15 protein-coding genes are annotated in these 16,448 nt (G+C 67.3%); 10 read left to right on the top strand and 5 right to left on the bottom strand.

The window, feature by feature from the left end:
• Positions 1 to 31: 31 nt before the first annotated feature.
• Positions 32 to 802, bottom strand: a complete 771-nt coding sequence (locus tag ABIC78_RS19675; protein ID WP_107718762.1) for a hypothetical protein — start codon at positions 800 to 802, stop codon at positions 32 to 34.
• Positions 803 to 1,251: 449 nt separating this feature from the next.
• Here ABIC78_RS19675 and ABIC78_RS19670 point away from each other — a divergent pair, with 449 nt between their 5' ends.
• The 4 genes from ABIC78_RS19670 (at position 1,252) to ABIC78_RS19655 (ending at position 3,926) form a co-directional block, all read left to right on the top strand.
• Positions 1,252 to 1,914, top strand: a complete 663-nt coding sequence (locus ABIC78_RS19670; RefSeq protein ID WP_022675740.1) for an energy transducer TonB — start codon at positions 1,252 to 1,254, stop codon at positions 1,912 to 1,914.
• 84 nt (positions 1,915 to 1,998) lie between these two features.
• The gene (locus ABIC78_RS19665) at positions 1,999 to 2,760 is read left to right on the top strand and encodes a MotA/TolQ/ExbB proton channel family protein (protein WP_022675739.1); all 762 of its coding nucleotides are present in this window, start codon (positions 1,999 to 2,001) and stop codon (positions 2,758 to 2,760) included.
• Positions 2,761 to 2,890: 130 nt separating this feature from the next.
• Positions 2,891 to 3,421 (top strand): ExbD/TolR family protein, encoded by a 531-nt coding sequence (locus tag ABIC78_RS19660; protein WP_082209053.1) that lies wholly within the window; start codon positions 2,891 to 2,893, stop codon positions 3,419 to 3,421.
• A 64-nt stretch (positions 3,422 to 3,485) separates the two neighbouring features.
• The gene (locus ABIC78_RS19655) at positions 3,486 to 3,926 is read left to right on the top strand and encodes an ExbD/TolR family protein (protein ID WP_354491512.1); all 441 of its coding nucleotides are present in this window, start codon (positions 3,486 to 3,488) and stop codon (positions 3,924 to 3,926) included.
• A gap of 117 nt (positions 3,927 to 4,043) precedes the next feature.
• Here ABIC78_RS19655 and arsC read toward each other — a convergent pair whose 3' ends face one another.
• Genes arsC through panC form a run of 4 tightly spaced genes read right to left on the bottom strand, consistent with a single transcriptional unit; the run spans position 4,044 to position 7,208 of the window.
• Positions 4,044 to 4,385 (bottom strand): arsenate reductase (glutaredoxin), encoded by a 342-nt coding sequence (arsC, locus tag ABIC78_RS19650; protein WP_309806472.1) that lies wholly within the window; start codon positions 4,383 to 4,385, stop codon positions 4,044 to 4,046.
• A 26-nt stretch (positions 4,386 to 4,411) separates the two neighbouring features.
• Entirely contained in the window at positions 4,412 to 4,921 is a 510-nt protein-coding gene (locus ABIC78_RS19645) for a (2Fe-2S)-binding protein (protein WP_354491510.1), read from the bottom strand.
• A 32-nt stretch (positions 4,922 to 4,953) separates the two neighbouring features.
• Positions 4,954 to 6,354, bottom strand: a complete 1,401-nt coding sequence (gene dacB / locus ABIC78_RS19640) for a D-alanyl-D-alanine carboxypeptidase/D-alanyl-D-alanine endopeptidase (RefSeq protein WP_354491508.1) — start codon at positions 6,352 to 6,354, stop codon at positions 4,954 to 4,956.
• Positions 6,354 to 7,208: a pantoate--beta-alanine ligase gene (gene panC, locus ABIC78_RS19635; RefSeq protein ID WP_354491506.1), complete on the bottom strand. Its 855-nt coding sequence runs from the start codon at positions 7,206 to 7,208 to the stop codon at positions 6,354 to 6,356. Before panC ends, dacB begins: the two co-directional genes overlap by 1 nt.
• A 120-nt stretch (positions 7,209 to 7,328) precedes the next feature.
• On the opposite strand from panC, the gene ABIC78_RS19630 reads away from it, so the two are divergent.
• The 6 genes from ABIC78_RS19630 to ABIC78_RS19605 all read left to right on the top strand — a co-directional run bounded on the left by ABIC78_RS19630 (position 7,329) and on the right by ABIC78_RS19605 (position 16,322).
• Positions 7,329 to 8,156, top strand: a complete 828-nt coding sequence (locus ABIC78_RS19630) for a division plane positioning ATPase MipZ (protein WP_062788184.1) — start codon at positions 7,329 to 7,331, stop codon at positions 8,154 to 8,156.
• Complete coding sequence (locus ABIC78_RS19625) at positions 8,153 to 8,437, top strand: J domain-containing protein (protein ID WP_062788185.1); 285 nt, start codon at positions 8,153 to 8,155, stop codon at positions 8,435 to 8,437. The genes ABIC78_RS19630 and ABIC78_RS19625 overlap by 4 nt, the downstream gene beginning before the upstream one ends.
• 42 nt (positions 8,438 to 8,479) lie before the next feature.
• Positions 8,480 to 9,883, top strand: a complete 1,404-nt coding sequence (gene pgmG / locus ABIC78_RS19620) for a phosphoglucomutase/phosphomannomutase PgmG (RefSeq protein WP_354491503.1) — start codon at positions 8,480 to 8,482, stop codon at positions 9,881 to 9,883.
• 133 nt (positions 9,884 to 10,016) lie between these two features.
• Positions 10,017 to 11,723, top strand: coding sequence for an Hsp70 family protein (locus ABIC78_RS19615; protein ID WP_354491501.1), 1,707 nt, complete (start codon positions 10,017 to 10,019; stop codon positions 11,721 to 11,723).
• Positions 11,720 to 13,843 (top strand): hypothetical protein, encoded by a 2,124-nt coding sequence (locus tag ABIC78_RS19610; protein ID WP_354491499.1) that lies wholly within the window; start codon positions 11,720 to 11,722, stop codon positions 13,841 to 13,843. The genes ABIC78_RS19615 and ABIC78_RS19610 overlap by 4 nt, the downstream gene beginning before the upstream one ends.
• 43 nt (positions 13,844 to 13,886) lie before the next feature.
• Complete coding sequence (locus ABIC78_RS19605; protein ID WP_354491497.1) at positions 13,887 to 16,322, top strand: ligase-associated DNA damage response DEXH box helicase; 2,436 nt, start codon at positions 13,887 to 13,889, stop codon at positions 16,320 to 16,322.
• The last annotated feature ends 126 nt before the right edge of the window (positions 16,323 to 16,448 follow it).

Raw genomic sequence — 16,448 nt, 5'->3', positions numbered from 1 at the left:
CGGCCAAAAGGCCAGCATCACTGCGCAGTTCTCAGTGCGGCGGGCGATTGCGCGTGCAGGGGCCCAACTCGCGGATCACCTGGGCATAGTCTTCGCTGGCGATCTGGCGATCGTCGGCCGTGCCGCTGATCACGCTGCGCGGCGGCAACTCGGGCGGCAGGGCGCAGGCCAGGCGATACCACGCCAGGGTTTCGGGCTGGGGCGGCTTGGCCGATTGGTCGACGATCTCGGAAAAGCTCACGCCCCAGGTGGTCCGTTCGCCGGGGCGGCGCAGGATCGAGAGCGAGGCAGGCTTGCCATCGGGGGTGGAGAGGAACACCTGTGTTTCGCCCTCGCCGGTAAGGTTGCCCGGCACGTGCATGGTCTCGCGCACCCCGGTGATCACCGGCGGCTGGCCGTGGTTGACCAGTTCGGTCAGGATCGGGCGCAGCCGCGCTTCCAGCTCGGGCGTCCAGGGCAGCATCGCATCGGGCGACACCAGCTTGAGCTCGCCGGGACGGCCGTTGACCGGATCGGCCAGCAGCAGCACCGGCATCTTGCGCAGCTTGGGCACCTTGCCCCGCGCATCGAGCGGCACGTCGGCCAGGAAGCTGAGCGTATCGGCAATGTCGGGGCCGACCAGCAGGGCGGTGGTGCGTGCCTCTATATAGAGGCGCACCTTGCCCGGCGCGACATCGGCAGACAGCGCTGGATTGATCTTGGAAACCGCGGTGATTTCTGCCTTGGCCACGATGTGCGCGGGCAGGGCAAGGTCGACAAGATCGGCGTAGGTCAGCGCCGGAGCGTCAAGAGTGCGAATCATGGGCGGCGCCGATTGTGCGTGCAGGGGCGCCGAAATGCTTGCAAACACCAGCATGCCAGCGACAAAATTTCGCATCGGATGCGCGGATTTGGGCATATTCCTCCTTCCGTGCGGCGCAGCGCCGCAAAATTGCTAAGATTTCCTTGCGATTGCGGGACGCATCGCTGAATCATGGCTTAACCGATAAAGCATTTGCGCCCTTATAGGTTCGGCGTTAAAGCTCCCGATCGTTCGGGCAAACAAAAAACAAGTCCGAACCATGCCGCCGCCGGGCCCTCTGCGTCCGATGTCGGCGGTCCGGGTTGTTCGGCAGGGTGGAATGAAATCGCTGGATTGTCTCGTCGGCCGGAACGGTGATTCCGGGCGTCGGTCCTTTTCGGGCGCGATTGGCGTTGTCCTGTGGGCGATGTGTCGGGCTTGGCTAGGACGTTCAGGAGTAATGGAGCTGAATGGCATACGCTGACCAACAGATGAGCGGTAACAAGATCACCGCGCTCATCATCGTTGCTGTTCTTCATGTCGTCGTGGGGTATGCGCTGGTCACCGGCCTTGCCTACTCGGCGTTCAAGAAGATCAAGGACGTGACCACCGCGGTCAAGATCGAAGAGGAAAAGCCGAAGGAGCCGCCACCGCCGCCCCCGAAGCAGCCTGATCAACCGCCGCCACCGATCGTTGCGCCGCCGCCGCCGATCAACCTGAATCTGGCTCCTCCGCCGATTCAGGCTGTGACGACGCCGCCGCCGGTCGCACCGCCGCCGACTCCGGTCGTGCTGCCTCCGGCTCCGCCGGCTCCCCCGGCCCCGCCGCCGCCGCCGCCGCCGGTTCCCGGCACGCCGCGTGGCAACCCGGGTGACTGGGTGACGTCGAACGACTACCCCTCGCGCGCACTGCGTGAAGGCGCCGAAGGGACGACCGGCTTCCGTCTGGAATATGACGCCAGCGGCCGGCCAACCAACTGCTCGGTTACGCGCTCTTCGGGCAACCAAGAGTTGGACGCTGCAACGTGCCAGAACCTGATGCGCCGTGCGCGCTTCAAGCCCGGCACCCAGAACGGCCAGCCGGTCGGCAGCACGTACAGCAGTTCGGTGCGTTGGCAGATCCCGAAGGATTGATGATCTCCATCACCCCTTCGGATATGCCATCGTCCATGCGCAGCCTTTTGCACTTGCTATCGAATTCTTGAGAGGAAGACCCGAATGTTTATCCAGACGCTTGCCGCTGCTGCGGCCAATGCCGCGCCGCAGAACAAGTTCGGCTTCGTTGAAGCCCTGCAGGCTGGCGGTTTCATTTCGTACGCCACGGTGACCATCCTGGGCATCATGTCGTTCGGCTCGTTCTTCATCCTGTTCACCAAGTACTTCGAACAGGCGAAGATCCTTGGCCAGTACAAGGCGCTCGCCAACTTCTGGCGCGCTCCCACCCTGCGCGAAGGCGCTGCCAAGCTGGACAAGAACAGCGCATGGCGCCAGCTCGTCGACGACGGCATCGCCGCTGAAGACCAGCACGCCAAGATGACCGACTCCCTGGAAGCCCATGACTGGCTGCACGGTTCGCTCGCTCGCTCGGAAGCTTCGATCAACGCTCGCCTCGCTGGCGGCCTGCCCTTCCTCGCCACCGTGGGCGCCACCGCGCCGTTCATCGGTCTGTTCGGTACCGTGGTCGGCATCTACCGCGCTCTGATCGCCATCGGCCTCGCCGGTTCGGCCTCGATCGACAAGGTCGCGGGTCCGGTCGGTGAAGCTCTGATCATGACCGCGCTGGGTCTGCTCGTCGCCGTGCCGGCCGTGCTTGCCTACAACTGGCTGCAGTCGCGCAACAAGAAGATCGCCGAGCTGCTCCAGGGCTTCTCGACCGACGTTCTTGCCAACATCACCTCGAAGGGCGCCGTGAAGCCCGCCGTTGGTCCGGCTCCGGCCGCCAAGCCGGCTGCCCCGGTTGCTGCTCCGGTCAAGAAGTAAGCTGTCACCCCAAGGCCGGCAGCAATCCTGTCGCCGGCCTTGTCCGCAGAACGCGGGTCATGGCCAGGGCGGCCCTTTCAAGCCCACACCCTGGCCCCTCCCGCGGCTTCAATCGGATAGGATGTAACCAATGGCAATGTCTGTAGGCGGCGCTGGCGGAGAAGAACGCCCGATGTCGGACATCAACACCACGCCGCTCGTGGACGTGATGCTGGTGCTGCTGATCATCTTCCTCATCGCGGTGCCGGTCGCGATCCAGACCATCGAAAAGCTCAAGGTTCCCGTCCTTGCCTCGGAAGAAACCCAAGACAAGGTGGAAAACCTGCTTCTCGCTGTTGTGGCGACCGACGCGAATGGCCGTAGCCCGCGCGAACCGGGCTATCAGGGCTCTTCTCGCAACGGCGAATGCCGCGTCTATTTCAACAACGTGACTCCGGTGGACAACACCGAGCTGTACAAGCAGGCTTTCGATCGTCTCGACGCGATCGTGAAGCGTGAAGGCGGCGCGGCCAACATGGACCCGGAAAAGATCCCCGAAGTGCACATCCGTGGCGACGTCAATGTTCCGTGGAAGTGTGTCGCCGGTGCGATCTACAACGTGCAGGCTGCGGGCTATCCCAAGGTCGGCTTCATCTCCACCCCGGTCGATCCCAACGGCTAAGCCCGACGGACACCGTCCGGGGCGTGTCCTTCGGGGCACGCACGGCGAACAGGAGTAACACCCCATGGCAATGAGCGGCGGCAAGGACGATGGCGCGCCGATGATGGAAATGAACACGACGCCGTTGATCGACGTCATGCTCGTGCTCCTCATCATGTTCATCATTACCATCCCCGTGGCCACGCACTCGGTCAACGTGAACCTGCCGCAGGCGACCCCGCCTACGAACATGCCTCACGTTGACCCGGTGAAGAACAAGCTGATCCTGACGCAGACCGGTCAGATCCTCTGGAATGGCTCGACCATTTCCGAAGGCAACCTGATCTCGCTGCTGCAGGCGACCAAGGCGATGAATCCGGAACCGGAACTGCAGTTCCAGCCGGAAGCCTATGCCAGCTATGAAACGGCCAACCGGCTGCTGAAGTACATCACCGAATCCAAGGTGACCAAGTTCGGCTTCGTCGGGAACGAAAACTTCGCCACCTTCGGCAAGGCGGCGCAGTAAGCCCTAACCGGCCCGTTTCCTCCGGCTGCCACGCCGGAAACCCGATCAAGGGGCGGAGTGATCCGCCCCTTTTTCTTTGCCCGCGCCCCAGGCGGCCCCCCGACGGCGTTACGCCGGTCAGAGGATTTCGAACACTTTCTCCTTGGGCCGGCACAGGCGCACACCCTTGTCGGTTTCCACCAGCGGGCGTTCGATCAGCTTGGGCTCCGCCACCATGGCAGCCAGCACAGTGGCGTCGTCGGCCTGGGGCAGGCCGCGCTCGGCCGCGTCCGTTCCGTTGAGGCGCAGGCCCTGTTGCGGGGTAATGCCGGCATCGCGATAGAGCTGCGCCAGCTTGTCCGCGCTCGGCGGGGTCTTGAGATATTCGATCACCGTCACCTGCGCGCCAGCCTCGTGAAGCAGGGCCAGCGTATTGCGCGACGTGCCGCAGGCGGGATTGTGCCAGATCGTGGCATGCATGATCGTTCTCCTTGAAACGGAAAGGGTCAGTAGCCGCCGGTGGCCGCCGTACGTGGCGCTGGCAGGCGGATCGGGGGTTCCTGGCCGCGCAGGATGCGCCCGGCGCGCTGCACCGCGCGCACCAGCCGGGGCTGCACGCCGCAGCGGCAGACATGGGGTAGGGCGGCGGCAATGTCGGCCTCGGCAGGATCGGCATTGTGCGCCAGCAGAGCCGCGGCGGCCATGACCAGCCCGGGTGTGCAAAAGCCGCACTGGATCGCCTGTTCGGCGGCAAAGGCCTGTTGCACCGGATGGTTGCGATCGGGCGAAAGCCCTTCGATCGTAGTCACGCTGCGGCCCTCGGCCTCGCCCAGCGACAATGTGCAACTGGGCATCGCCTGGCCATCGACCATCACCGTGCAGGCGCCACATTCCCCCGTGCCACAGCCGTATTTCGTGCCGGTCAGATTGGCGGCATCGCGCAAGGCCCACAACAGCGGCGTGTCATCCGGCAGGCGAATGTCGAGCGGCTGGGCATTGATGGTAAGGCTGGCCATGGCGCCCGGTTATAGTGCCGGCGCGGCCAGGCTCAATGCTGCGCGGCAAGGGCCAGCAGCAAGGCATCGACCACCGGTGTCGCGCTGGTCCCATCGGGCAGATCGTTGACCAGCACGGCAAAGGCCAGGGTATGGCCAGCGGCGGTCGGCAGGAAGCCGGCAAGGGCCTGCGTGCCCAGCAAGGTGCCGGTCTTGGCACGCAGCCGGCCTTCCAGCGGCGTGCCTTTCAGCCGTGCCTTGAGCGTGCCGGTCTGCCCCGCGACGGGAAAGCCCGTGATCCAGTCTGAACCCCACGGCTGTGCCTGCCCCCAGCGCAGCAGCAGCGCCAGTGCGCGCGGGGTAACGCGGTTGTAGGTCGACATGCCCGAGCCATCATAGAGGCTGACACTGCCCGGCGGCAGGCCGGCCGCTTGCAACGCCGCCATGCGCGCGGTGATGCCATCGGCCACCGTGCCAGAGGCGGCAAGGCGCCGCAGCAGCAGTTCGGCATGGAGGTTCTGGCTTTGCCGCAAGGTCAGCGCCACATCCTCGCGCAAGGGCGGGGGCATCAGCCGCGCCAGCACCGGCGGCTCGGTCGGCGCGGGGCCATCGCGATGGCGGGCCAGGGTGCTGCCGCGCACCGTCACGCCGCGTGCCACCAGCATCCCGCGCAGCACCCATGCTGCCCGCGCTGCCGGATCGGCCAGGGCCAGGGGTATGTGCCAGGTCTTGCCGGCGGGAACCACGCCATCGATGCGCCAGGCATCAGACCCCGGCAGGGTGTGGCGGGTGAGGGCAGGCTGATCGCCGGTGCCGATGCGCACGGTGCCGCTGATGGTGAGGCCGGCCGGCGGGGTGATCCGGGCGGGGCTGTCGGCTGTGCCAGCGGCTGTCGCGTCGATCGCGGCCACCGCGATATTGTCATCCAGCGTGAGCGCGGAAATCGCCGTGCCCGAAGGCGTCGCCATGTTGTCCCAACTCATGCCCGATGGCCAGCGCTCGTCCGCCATGGCGCGATCATCACCGATCACCGCGCCGACCTGATGGGTGTGCGCGGCCACGGCATCGGCCAGGGTAGCCAGGCAATCGACCGCGCAATCGGGCGCAGAAGACAGCCGCGCGTCGCCATGCCCGCGCAAGACCACGTCAGGCCGGTCGGCGCGGCCTTCCAGGGAAACACGCGCGCCGCCGGTGGTATCGGGCTGATCGGTGGCGGGCAGCAGCGCCAGGGCCGCCGCGGTGGTGAACAGCTTGGTGGTAGAGGCCGGCACCATGCGCGCGTCGGCGTTGCGCGCGGCAACCACCGCCCCGGTTTCATCGATCGCGATCAGGCCGATGCGCGCCCCTGTAGGCAGGCTGGCGAGGATAGGCTCCAGGCCGTCGCCGGCCTGGCCATGGGCCACCGGCGCCAAGCCCAGCAGCACCACGGCCAGGGCAGGGCGCCAGCCGCGCATCAGTTGGCCGGCCAGTTGTCGATCAGCCGGGCCTTGCCCAGGTGCGCGGCCACCAGCACGCGGGCCGGGCGGCTACCCAGCGCATCGAGCAGGTCGAGCGTTTCAGCGTCGCGCAGTTCGGCATAGTCGACACGGGCAAACCCGCCGCGCAGCAGCGTGGTGCGCAGGGTTTCCAGGGCGGCATCGGCATCGCCCCCGGCACGGAGGCTGGCGATCGCAGTCTCGATCGCGCGGGGCAGGGCGGCGGCCTGGCTGCGTTCGGCGGGCGTGAGGTACTGGTTGCGGCTGCTCAGTGCCAGGCCATCGGCCTCGCGCACGGTGGGTACGCCGATGATCGCGTCGGCACGCGGCAAGGCCAAGTCAAGATCGCGCGCCATGCGGCGGATGATCGCCAGCTGCTGCCAGTCCTTTTCCCCGAACAGCGCGAAATCGGGCTGCACCTGGTTGAACAGCTTGCACACTACCGTGGCCACGCCATCGAAATGGCCGGGCCGGGCCGCGCCACAAAGCGGCTCGTCAAGGCCGGCCACCGAAACGGTCGTGGCAAAGCCCTTGGGATAGACTTCGTCGGGCGCCGGGGCCCACAGGATATCCACGCCTTCACGGGCGAGCAGCGCCGCATCGGTTTCCAGGCGGCGGGGATAGGCGTCGAAATCTTCGCCGGGGGCGAATTGGCGCGGATTGACGAAGATTGACACCGCCACGGCATCGGCGAGATCGCGCGCCCGGCGCACCAGCGTGAGATGCCCTTCGTGCAGCGCGCCCATGGTTGGCACCAGGGCCAGGGTTTTTTCCCCTGTTTTGGATGCAGCGACGGCCGCGCGCAGGTCGTCCAGGCGATAGATGGTTTGCACGCCGGGTGCCTCTCCTTTAAGCCGGGGCAACAACCGGCCGCGCGGCGGGGTTTCCCCTAGCCGTGGTGGACCGGGTGTTCAAGCGTTCGGTTAACCGCCCCAGATCGAGAGAGAGCCCGCGTGTCGACAGGTCCCCATCGCATCGTTTTCGCCAACGAAAAGGGCGGCACCGGCAAATCGACCACCGCCGTCCATGTCGCTGTTGCCTTGGCCTATCAGGGCGCGCGGGTTGCCGCGATCGACCTCGACAATCGCCAGGCAACGCTCCACCGCTATCTCCAGAACCGCGACGAGACCGCGCGCCGCCGCCAGATCCCGCTGCCTAACGCCACCCACGTGGTGTTCAATGATACCACGCCCGAGGCGCTGGACGCGGTGGTGGCCGATCTTTCGCAGGACCATGATTTCCTGATCTTCGACACGCCGGGCCGCGATGATCCGCTGGCCCGCCACGTGGCCACCAGCGCCGATACCCTGGTCACCCCGCTCAACGACAGCTTCGTCGACTTTGACCTCATCGGCCAGGTCGACGCCGAAACCTTTCGCGTGCGGCGCCTGTCGTTCTATGCCGAGCTGATCTGGGAAGCGCGCAAGAAGCGCGCCATGGCCACGATCCGCGATGCCCGGCGCGAGATGGACTGGGTGGTGGTGCGCAACCGCACCCAGCATGTGGAAGCGCGCAACCAGAAGCGCATCGACCAGGCACTCAACGAGCTGTCCAAGCGCGTGGGCTTCCGCATTTCCAATGGCCTGTCCGAACGCGTGATCTATCGCGAGCTGTTTCCCAGCGGCCTCACGCTGCTCGACAAGGGGCATCTGGGCGAACTGGGCACCAGCCACCTGGTTGCGCGCCAGGAACTGCGCACGCTGGTGGCCGGGCTCAACCTGCCACCGGCCAATCACCGCACCGCTTCTGGCCAGGCGACCCCGATGGTGGACGTCGCGTGACCAAGCTGCTGCTGCTGGCGGCGCTGGTCTGCGTGGCGGTCAAGGCGCTGACCCAGCGCTGGCCGTGGGAACTGGGCCAGCGCGACACGCGTTCGATTGCTGAAACCCGGGCACGCAATCTCCTGGGCGTGGGGACCGATGCGAGGCGCGAACAGATCATCGAGGCGCATCGCCGCCTCCTGGCCATGGTCCACCCCGATCGCGGCGGCAGCAACGAAGCGGTGCACGAAGCCAACGCTGCGCGCGACCTGCTGCTCGCCCGGCTCGTCGACCGGCGCTGAACCGGCGCGCACAAGCGCGGCCATACCGCCGGGGAACAGGCCATGAACCATTGCTTTGATCCCACGATCCTGCGTGAATACGATGTGCGCGGCGTGTTCGGCGAAAGCCTGGGCGCCGACGATGCCCGTGCCATCGGGCGCTGCTTTGGCACGCAGGTGGTGCGCGCGGGCGGCGGCGCAGTGGTGGTGGGCATGGATGGCCGCGTCAGCTCTCCGATCCTGGAACACGCCCTGGTCGAAGGCCTGAGCGCGAGCGGCGCCGATGTGGTGCGGATCGGCCTTGGCCCCACGCCGATGCTCTATTTCGCGGCGCTGACGCTGCCCGGTGTGGCTGCGGGCATCCAGATCACCGGCAGTCACAACCCCGCCCATCACAACGGTTTCAAGCTGGTGCGCGATGGCCAGCCCTTTTTCGGGGAGGCGATCCAGGATCTGGGTCGCCAGGCGCAGGTCGGTGATTGGGACAGCGGCACCGGCACGGTGCGCAGCGTCACCGTGCTCGATGCCTATGTCGATCGCCTGCTCAAGGGGCTGGATGGGATCGACCGCGCCAGTCTGGCCGGGCTGAGCATGGCGTGGGACGCGGGCAATGGCGCCGCTGGGCCAGTGCTGGAACGCCTGGTCGCCCGCCTGCCGGGGCAGCACCGGCTGCTGTTTACGGAGGTGGATGGCACCTTTCCCAACCATCATCCCGATCCCACGGTGGAGGAAAACCTCGCCGATCTGCGCCAGGCAGTTGTGCGGGACGGCTGCGATTTCGGCGTGGCGTTCGATGGCGACGCCGATCGCATCGGCGCGGTCGATGGGCTGGGCCGGGTGATCTGGGCCGACCAGATCGTGATGATCCTGGCGCAAGACCTGCTCGCCCGCCGTCCCGGCGCGCTGGTGCTGGGTGATATCAAGACCGGGCGGGCCCTGTTCGACCGGGTACGGGCGCTGGGCGGGCAGTCGCAGATGTGGAAATCGGGCCACTCGCACATGAAGACCCGCCTGCGCGAAAGCGGTGCCTTGCTGGCAGGCGAAATGAGCGGCCATGTGTTCTTGGCCGATGACTGGTATGGCTTTGACGATGGCATCTATGCCGCGATCCGCCTGATCGCGGCTGCGGCGCGGTTGGGCCAGTCGATCAACGACCTGCGCGGCGCGATGCCCGATACCATCGCCACGCCCGAATTGCGCTTTGCCGTGGATGAAGCGCGCAAGTTTACCGCGGTGGACGAGGTGAAAGCACGGCTTGAGGCGCAAGGCGCCGACATGGTGGCGATCGATGGCGTGCGCGTGACCACGCCCGATGGCTGGTGGCTGCTGCGCGCCTCGCACACCCAGGCCGTGCTGGTGGCGCGGGCAGAAAGCGAAAGCGAGGCGGGGCTGGCTCGCCTGATGCAGCAGATCGACACGCAACTGGCGCTGTCGGGCCTGGCCCGCACCGCGCAAGTGCCGCATTGAAACGGACCCGTTCCGTTTATTGAAGCATCGCAGGTGCAAGCCAGATTGATCTGCACGTGATTGGAGCGGGTATCGTCTTGCCATCGTCGCCCTCGCCCGGCCATGATCGTCCGATGGCAATGGGTACGCGCGCATGATCATCGGGATTGACCTTGGCACCACCAATTCGGCCGTGGCGCTGTGGGATGGAGAGGCGGCGCAACTGGTGCCCAATGCGCTGGGGCAGATGCTGACGCCATCGGCGGTGTCCGTCCTGCCCGATGGCACCACGCTTGTCGGCCAGGCCGCGCTGGAGCGGATGGCCGCCAAGGATGGCGTCACCCAGGTCAGCTTCAAGCGCTACATGGGCACCGACCACAAGCTCAAGCTGGGACGGAACACGTTCAGCGCCGAAGAGCTTTCCGCCTTGGTCCTCGCCAGCCTGCGCGATGACGTGGCCGCGCAGACCGGCACCGTGCCGACCGAGGCGGTAATCACCGTGCCGGCCTATTTCAACGACAAGCAGCGCAAGGCGACGCGCCGCGCCGGTGAGCTGGCCGGCCTATCGGTGCGCCGCCTGATCAACGAGCCGACGGCGGCGGCGCTGGCGTTTGGCCTTGCCAGCCGGGGCGAGCATGAGCCGTTTCTGGTGTTCGACCTGGGCGGGGGCACGTTCGACGTCTCGATCGTGGAGATGTTTGCCGGCATTGTCGAGGTGCGCGCCTCTGCCGGGGACAACCGCCTGGGTGGCGACGATTTCAACGCGGCGCTGGCCGGTGCGGTGCGGGCGCGGCTCGATCCCGATGGCCTGCTCGACCGGCTCAATCCCGAACACGCCCGCGCCCTGCTGCTCCAGGCAGCCGAACGCACGCGCCGCGCGCTGTCTGACACGGGCGAGGCGGAACTGGCGCTGACCGTGGCCGAGCAGCGGCTTGCGACCCGCGTCAGCGCGGCCGATCTGGAAACGGCGGCCGAACCCTTGCTGCGCCGCCTGCGCGATCCGGTGGTGCGTGCCCTGCGCGACAGCCAGATCGATACGGCCAGCCTGTCAGAGGTGGTGCTGGTCGGCGGGGCCACGCGCATGCCGGTGGTGCGCAAGGCGATCACGCGGCTGTTCGGCCGCTTTCCCAATTCCACCGTGCATCCCGATCACGCCGTGGCGCTGGGCGCGGCGATCCAGGGCGGGTTGATCGCCCGCGATGGCGGGCTGGACGAAGTGCGCATCACCGATGTCTGCCCGTTCACCCTGGGCGTGGACCGCAGCGAGCGCGATGGCCGTGGCGGCATTGTCAGCGGTCTGTTCACCCCGATCATCGAGCGCAATACCCCCGTGCCGGTCAGCCGCGTGCACTATTTCCAGACCATGGGCGACAACCAGCGACGGGTGGAATTCGGCATCTATCAGGGCGAGGCGCGCGAGGTTTCAGGCAATGTGCGGCTGGGCGCGGTGGATATTGCCGTGCCGCCGCGTCCGGCGGGCGACGTGCAGGTGGACGTGCGCTTCAGCTATGACAGTTCCGGCCTGCTGGAGGTGGACGTGTCGATCCCGCTGACCGGGGAAAGCCGCAACGTGGTGTTCGTGGACGAGGAGGATCGCAAGGACGATGCGGAACTCGACCGTCGCCGCCGTGCCCTGGCCGCGCTGAAAGTTCACCCGCGCGAGGACGCCGGCAACCAGGCCCTGCTCGCCCGGGCAGAGCGTATGTGGGAAGATCACCTGGGCGATGTGCGCACGGTGATCGGCCAGTGGATCATCGCATTCCAGTCTGCGCTGGAAAGCCAGGACCATCGCGCCATTGCCCAGGCCCATGCCGACCTTGCCGCCCGGCTCGACAGCCTGGACGCGGAGATGCCACTGTGAGTGACGGCGCCTGGGGCCGCCTGGGCATCGCGCCAACCCCCGATCAGGGCGCGATCCGCCGCGCCTATGCCGATGCGCTGCGGGCGATGGACGTGGACGCCGATGTCGCCGGCTTTGCCGCGCTACGCCAGGCGCGCGATACGGCTTTGGCCTGGGCGCGCAGCCAGGCGGCGCAGGTCAGTGCGCCCGATGCGCCCGGCGATCCCACCGCGCTGCCCGTGGCGGGGGAAGACGAGCGCGCAACAGCGGCAGAGGCGGCTGACGATACCCCGCCGGGCACCTGGCCCCACGCCGCACCCCGGCTGGACGGGCATGCAGACACAAGCACCGTACGTGCCGGGCACGACCATGGCCACGATGCGCTGGTACCGGCCTTGCCGTTTGCGCCGGCGCGCGGTCCGGCCGATGATCAGTTCGTGGTGCAGCGACCCACCTTGGCAGCGATCGTTCTGGCCGGGGCAGCCGATGCGCCGGGGGTAAGCCTTGGGCGCCAACAACCCCAAACGCGCGCCGATCATGCGCTGCATGACCTGCTGCTCGCCGGGCCGGGCACCGAGTTTGGCCTGACCGCAGACGAGCGCGCGGCCGCCCTGGCCCTGCTCGATCGGCTGATCGCCCAGGCCGATGCCGGCGGGGTGGACCTGTGGTCCCGCACCGAGGAATGGCTCGCCGAAACCCTGGCGCGCAGCTGGCCGCGCGCGGCGCCGCTGCTCGACCGCGCCGCGCAGGCGTTCGGCTGGGCCGATCGGCCGGCGACCACGGGCGATTCGCCGGCTGTGGCGTTCCTGATCTCGCGCCTGGGCAGCCAGCCGCTGGTGCGCACGGCCCACCCGCCGCAAGACGCGTTGTTTGTCGCGCTGATGCCCGAGGGTGGCAGCGAGGCGCCGCTTGACGGGGTGGAGGAAGCGGCGGCGCTTGCGCATCTGCAAACCCTGCTGGGCGAGGCGCACATGGCCCAGGTGGAACGATCGGAAGAGATCGAAACCTGGCTGGCTGATCTGCTCGCGCAATCTTGGCCGCGTTCTGCCCCGCTGCTGGAACCGGCGGCGCAGGCTCTTGGCTGGGAACGGGAACGCGGCACGCTGAACGAGCGGCCGGTGATCGCCTTCCTCAACGCGCGGCTGCGCGGCCTGCGCTTTGCCCGCAAGGTGCAGGACAAGGCCCACCCGCTGCACAGGGCCTGGGCCGAACTGACCCGGACGGGCACGCGCAAGGGCCTGTTCGTGTCGCGGCGCCAGGTGCGCCAGCTGATCGATGGCGTGCGCAGCAATTTTCCCGAGCTGGAACAGCACTTCAATCCTGTCCTCGTCGCCGCGTGGGAGCCGCAGGCCAGTGGCAGCGGCGGTATCGGCAGGAACTTTGGCTGGATCGCGATCGTGCTGATCGGGCTGGTGCGCATGGTCATTGCTATTGCCGATTACGGGCAGGACCACCCGGCGTCAGCGCCTCCGGCTGCCTACGAAGCCAGTGCTCCTGCCGCGCCGGGACAGGCGCCCAATGCCTCCTTTGATCCGGCGGCCGACACGCTGCTGGCCGATGTGGTCCACCAACTGTTCGGGCCAGACATGTCTTATGCCGATCTGCGCAAGGCCAATCCCAACTTCGCCGGCACGATCAATGCCAATCGGCATCTCACCGCCGACCCCGGCGAACTCGCACACCAGGGCCAGGTGGTGCTGACCCAGCGGTTGCTCTATGCGCGCGCCCACGCCGGGCCGGCACGGCTCGATGCCTTGGCGCGCTGGCGCCTCGACATGCTGATGGCGGCGAAAGCCGATGGAGCAGAGACCTGCCTCAAGGTCTACCACTGGGAGGATCTGCCCAAGGGTTCGGCCTTGACCGGAGCCACGCTGGAACGGCAGCAGAAGTTGGCGCGGACACTGCTGGCATCGGGCGAAATCGATGCGCCCCAGCCCGATGGCTACACCCGTAGCTATAACATTCCGGGGCCGATCATCGCCCAGATCATCCAGACGACCGGTCTTCCCGAAGGCGCGGTGCGGCGCGCATTCAACGGGGAGGGATTGCCCGCTACGGTCTGTACGGTGCAGATCGCGTTGCTCAAGGCCGCGCTGAACTGGAAAGGCACCGAGCGCCAGCCGATTTTGCGCTTGCTGTGAAGGCGCTCTGCCTCTCGCAGCGGCGGGGCAGCCTACCTATCTTATGACGATGGCCATGATCCCGCCCGAAATCGAAAACTGGTTTGCCGGGCGTGGCTGGCGGGTGCGGCGGCACCAGGCCGACATGCTCGCCGCGGCTGACGCGGGGCAGCATGCGTTGCTGGTCGCTGATACCGGCGCGGGCAAGACGCTGGCTGGGTTCATGCCGACGCTGGCGGCGTTCTGCCCCTCGCGCCTGGGCGATGCGCCACCCCCTGACGGCCTGCACACGCTCTATATCTCGCCGCTGAAAGCGCTGGCGCACGATGTGCAGCGCAACCTGTTGACGCCGATCGCCGAAATGGGCCTCAACCTGCGGGTGGAAACGCGCAGTGGCGATACCCCGTCCGATCGCAAGGCGCGGCAGCGGGCCAAGCCACCGCATGTTCTGCTGACCACGCCCGAATCGCTGTCGCTGCTGCTCAGCTATCCCGAGGCCTCTGAAATCTTCGGCGGGCTGAAACGGGTGGTGATCGACGAGATCCATGCCTTTGCCACGGGCAAGCGCGGCGATCTGCTGGCCCTGGCCTTGGGGCGGTTGCAGGCGATCAGCCCCGATCTGCAACGCGCGGCGCTGTCGGCCACCGTGGCCGAGCCCGAAGGCTTTCGCGGCTGGCTGGCTCCGTGGGGGGAGATCGATACCGTTGCCCTGGTCGAGGGCCAAACCGGCGCGCCGCCCGAGGTGGAAATCCTGCTGCCGCAGGAAGAGCGCGTGCCGTGGGGCGGCCATGCCGCCGCCTGGGCGGTGCCGCAGCTGATCGAGATGATCCGCGCCAACCGCGTCACACTGGTGTTCACCAATACGCGCTTTCTCGCCGAATATATCTTTCAGCTGCTGTGGGATGCCAACGAGGGCAACCTGCCGATCGGCATCCACCACGGCTCCCTGTCGGCCGAGGCGCGCCGCAAAGTGGAAGGGGCAATGGCGCGCGGCGAGCTGCGCGCGCTGGTCTGCACCGCCAGCCTCGATCTGGGGGTGGACTGGGGCGATATCGACCTGGTCGTGCAGATGGGCGCGCCCAAAGGCTCATCGCGCCTGTTGCAGCGCATCGGCCGCGCCAACCACCGGCTCGATCAACCGAGCCGCGCGGTGCTGGTGCCGGGCAACCGTTTTGAATACCTGGAGGCGATGGCGGCGCGCGACGCGGTGCACGAGGGGCAGCGCGACGGCGAGGATTTCCGCCCCGGCGGGCTTGATGTTTTGGCCCAGCATGTGATGGGCTGCGCCTGTGCCGGCCCGTTCGAGGAAGCGGCGCTGTTGCAGGAAGTGCGCGCCTGCCTGCCTTATGCCTGGGTGGACGAGGCTGTGTTTGCCCGGGTGCTCGATTTCGTGGCGACCGGTGGCTATTCGCTGCGCGCCTATGATCGCTTTGCCCGGATCGTGCGCGACAAGGCCGGCACCTGGCGGCTGACGCACCCGGAACAGGCCGCGCGGCACCGCCTCAACGCCGGGATCATCGTCGATTCCGAAATGCTCGAGGTGCGCTTTCGCAACGGGCGCTCGCTGGGCAAAGTGGAAGAACATTTCGGCGCGCAGCTGAGCCCGGGCGACACCTTCCGCTTTGCCGGGCTCGACCTGGAAGTGGAAGGCGTGCGCGATCTGGAACTGGTGGTGCGGGCAGCGAAAAAGGCCGGGCAGATCCCCAGCTATGGCGGCGCGCGCATGCCGTTGACCACGCACCTGTCCACCCGCGTGCAGGCGATGCTGGCCAACCGCGGCACCTGGGCGCGGTTTCCCGACGATGTGCGCGAATGGCTGGAAATGCAGGACTGGCGCAGCCGCCTGCCGGCGCCGGGCGAACTGCTGGTGGAAAGCTTTCCCTATCGCGGGCGCGCCTACAGCGTGTTCTATACGTTCGAGGGGTGGAACGCCAACCAGTCGCTGGGCATGCTGATCACCCGGCGCATGGAGGAACTGGGCCTGGCGCCGCTGGGCTTTGTGGCCAACGACTATGCCCTGGCGGTGTGGAGCCTGCGCCCGATCACCGATCCCGCGCCGCTGCTGTCGCCCGACATCCTGACTGACGAATTCGTCGACTGGGTGCAGAACTCGCACCTCTTGCGCCGCGCGTTCCGCGAAGTGGCGGTGATTTCCGGCCTGGTGGAGCGGCAGCATCCCGGCAAGCGCAAGAGCGGCAAGCAGGTAACCTTCTCTACCGACCTGATCTATGACGTGCTGCGCAAATACGAACCCGACCACGTGCTGATCGAGGCCGCCTGGGCCGATGCCCGCGCGCGCATGACTGACGTGGGTCGCCTCGCTGACCTGCTCGACCGTTCAGCGGCAGAACTGGTGCATGTGGAACTGGACCGGGTAACGCCGCTGGCCGTACCGGTGCTGGTGATGATTGGGCGCGAAAGCGTGGCCCAGGGCGAGGCCGACGACGAACTGGTGATGGAGGCGGAAAGCCTCGGCGGGCTGGCGATGCGGGCCGATTAGCGTTTTTTACCCCTCCACCACCGGCTACGCCGGCGGTCCCCCTCCCCGTCGCTGCGCGACAGGGAGGATCTGATCCTCCCCATCGTGATGGGGAGGGGGACCGCCCGCGCAGCGGGTGGTGGAGGG

Source organism: Novosphingobium sp. 1529 (assembly GCF_040544855.1).
Taxonomy (GTDB): Bacteria; Pseudomonadota; Alphaproteobacteria; order Sphingomonadales; family Sphingomonadaceae; genus Novosphingobium; species Novosphingobium capsulatum.
The sequence above is the reverse complement of the archived record's forward strand: the minus strand, read 5'-3'. Positions and strand labels throughout refer to the sequence as shown.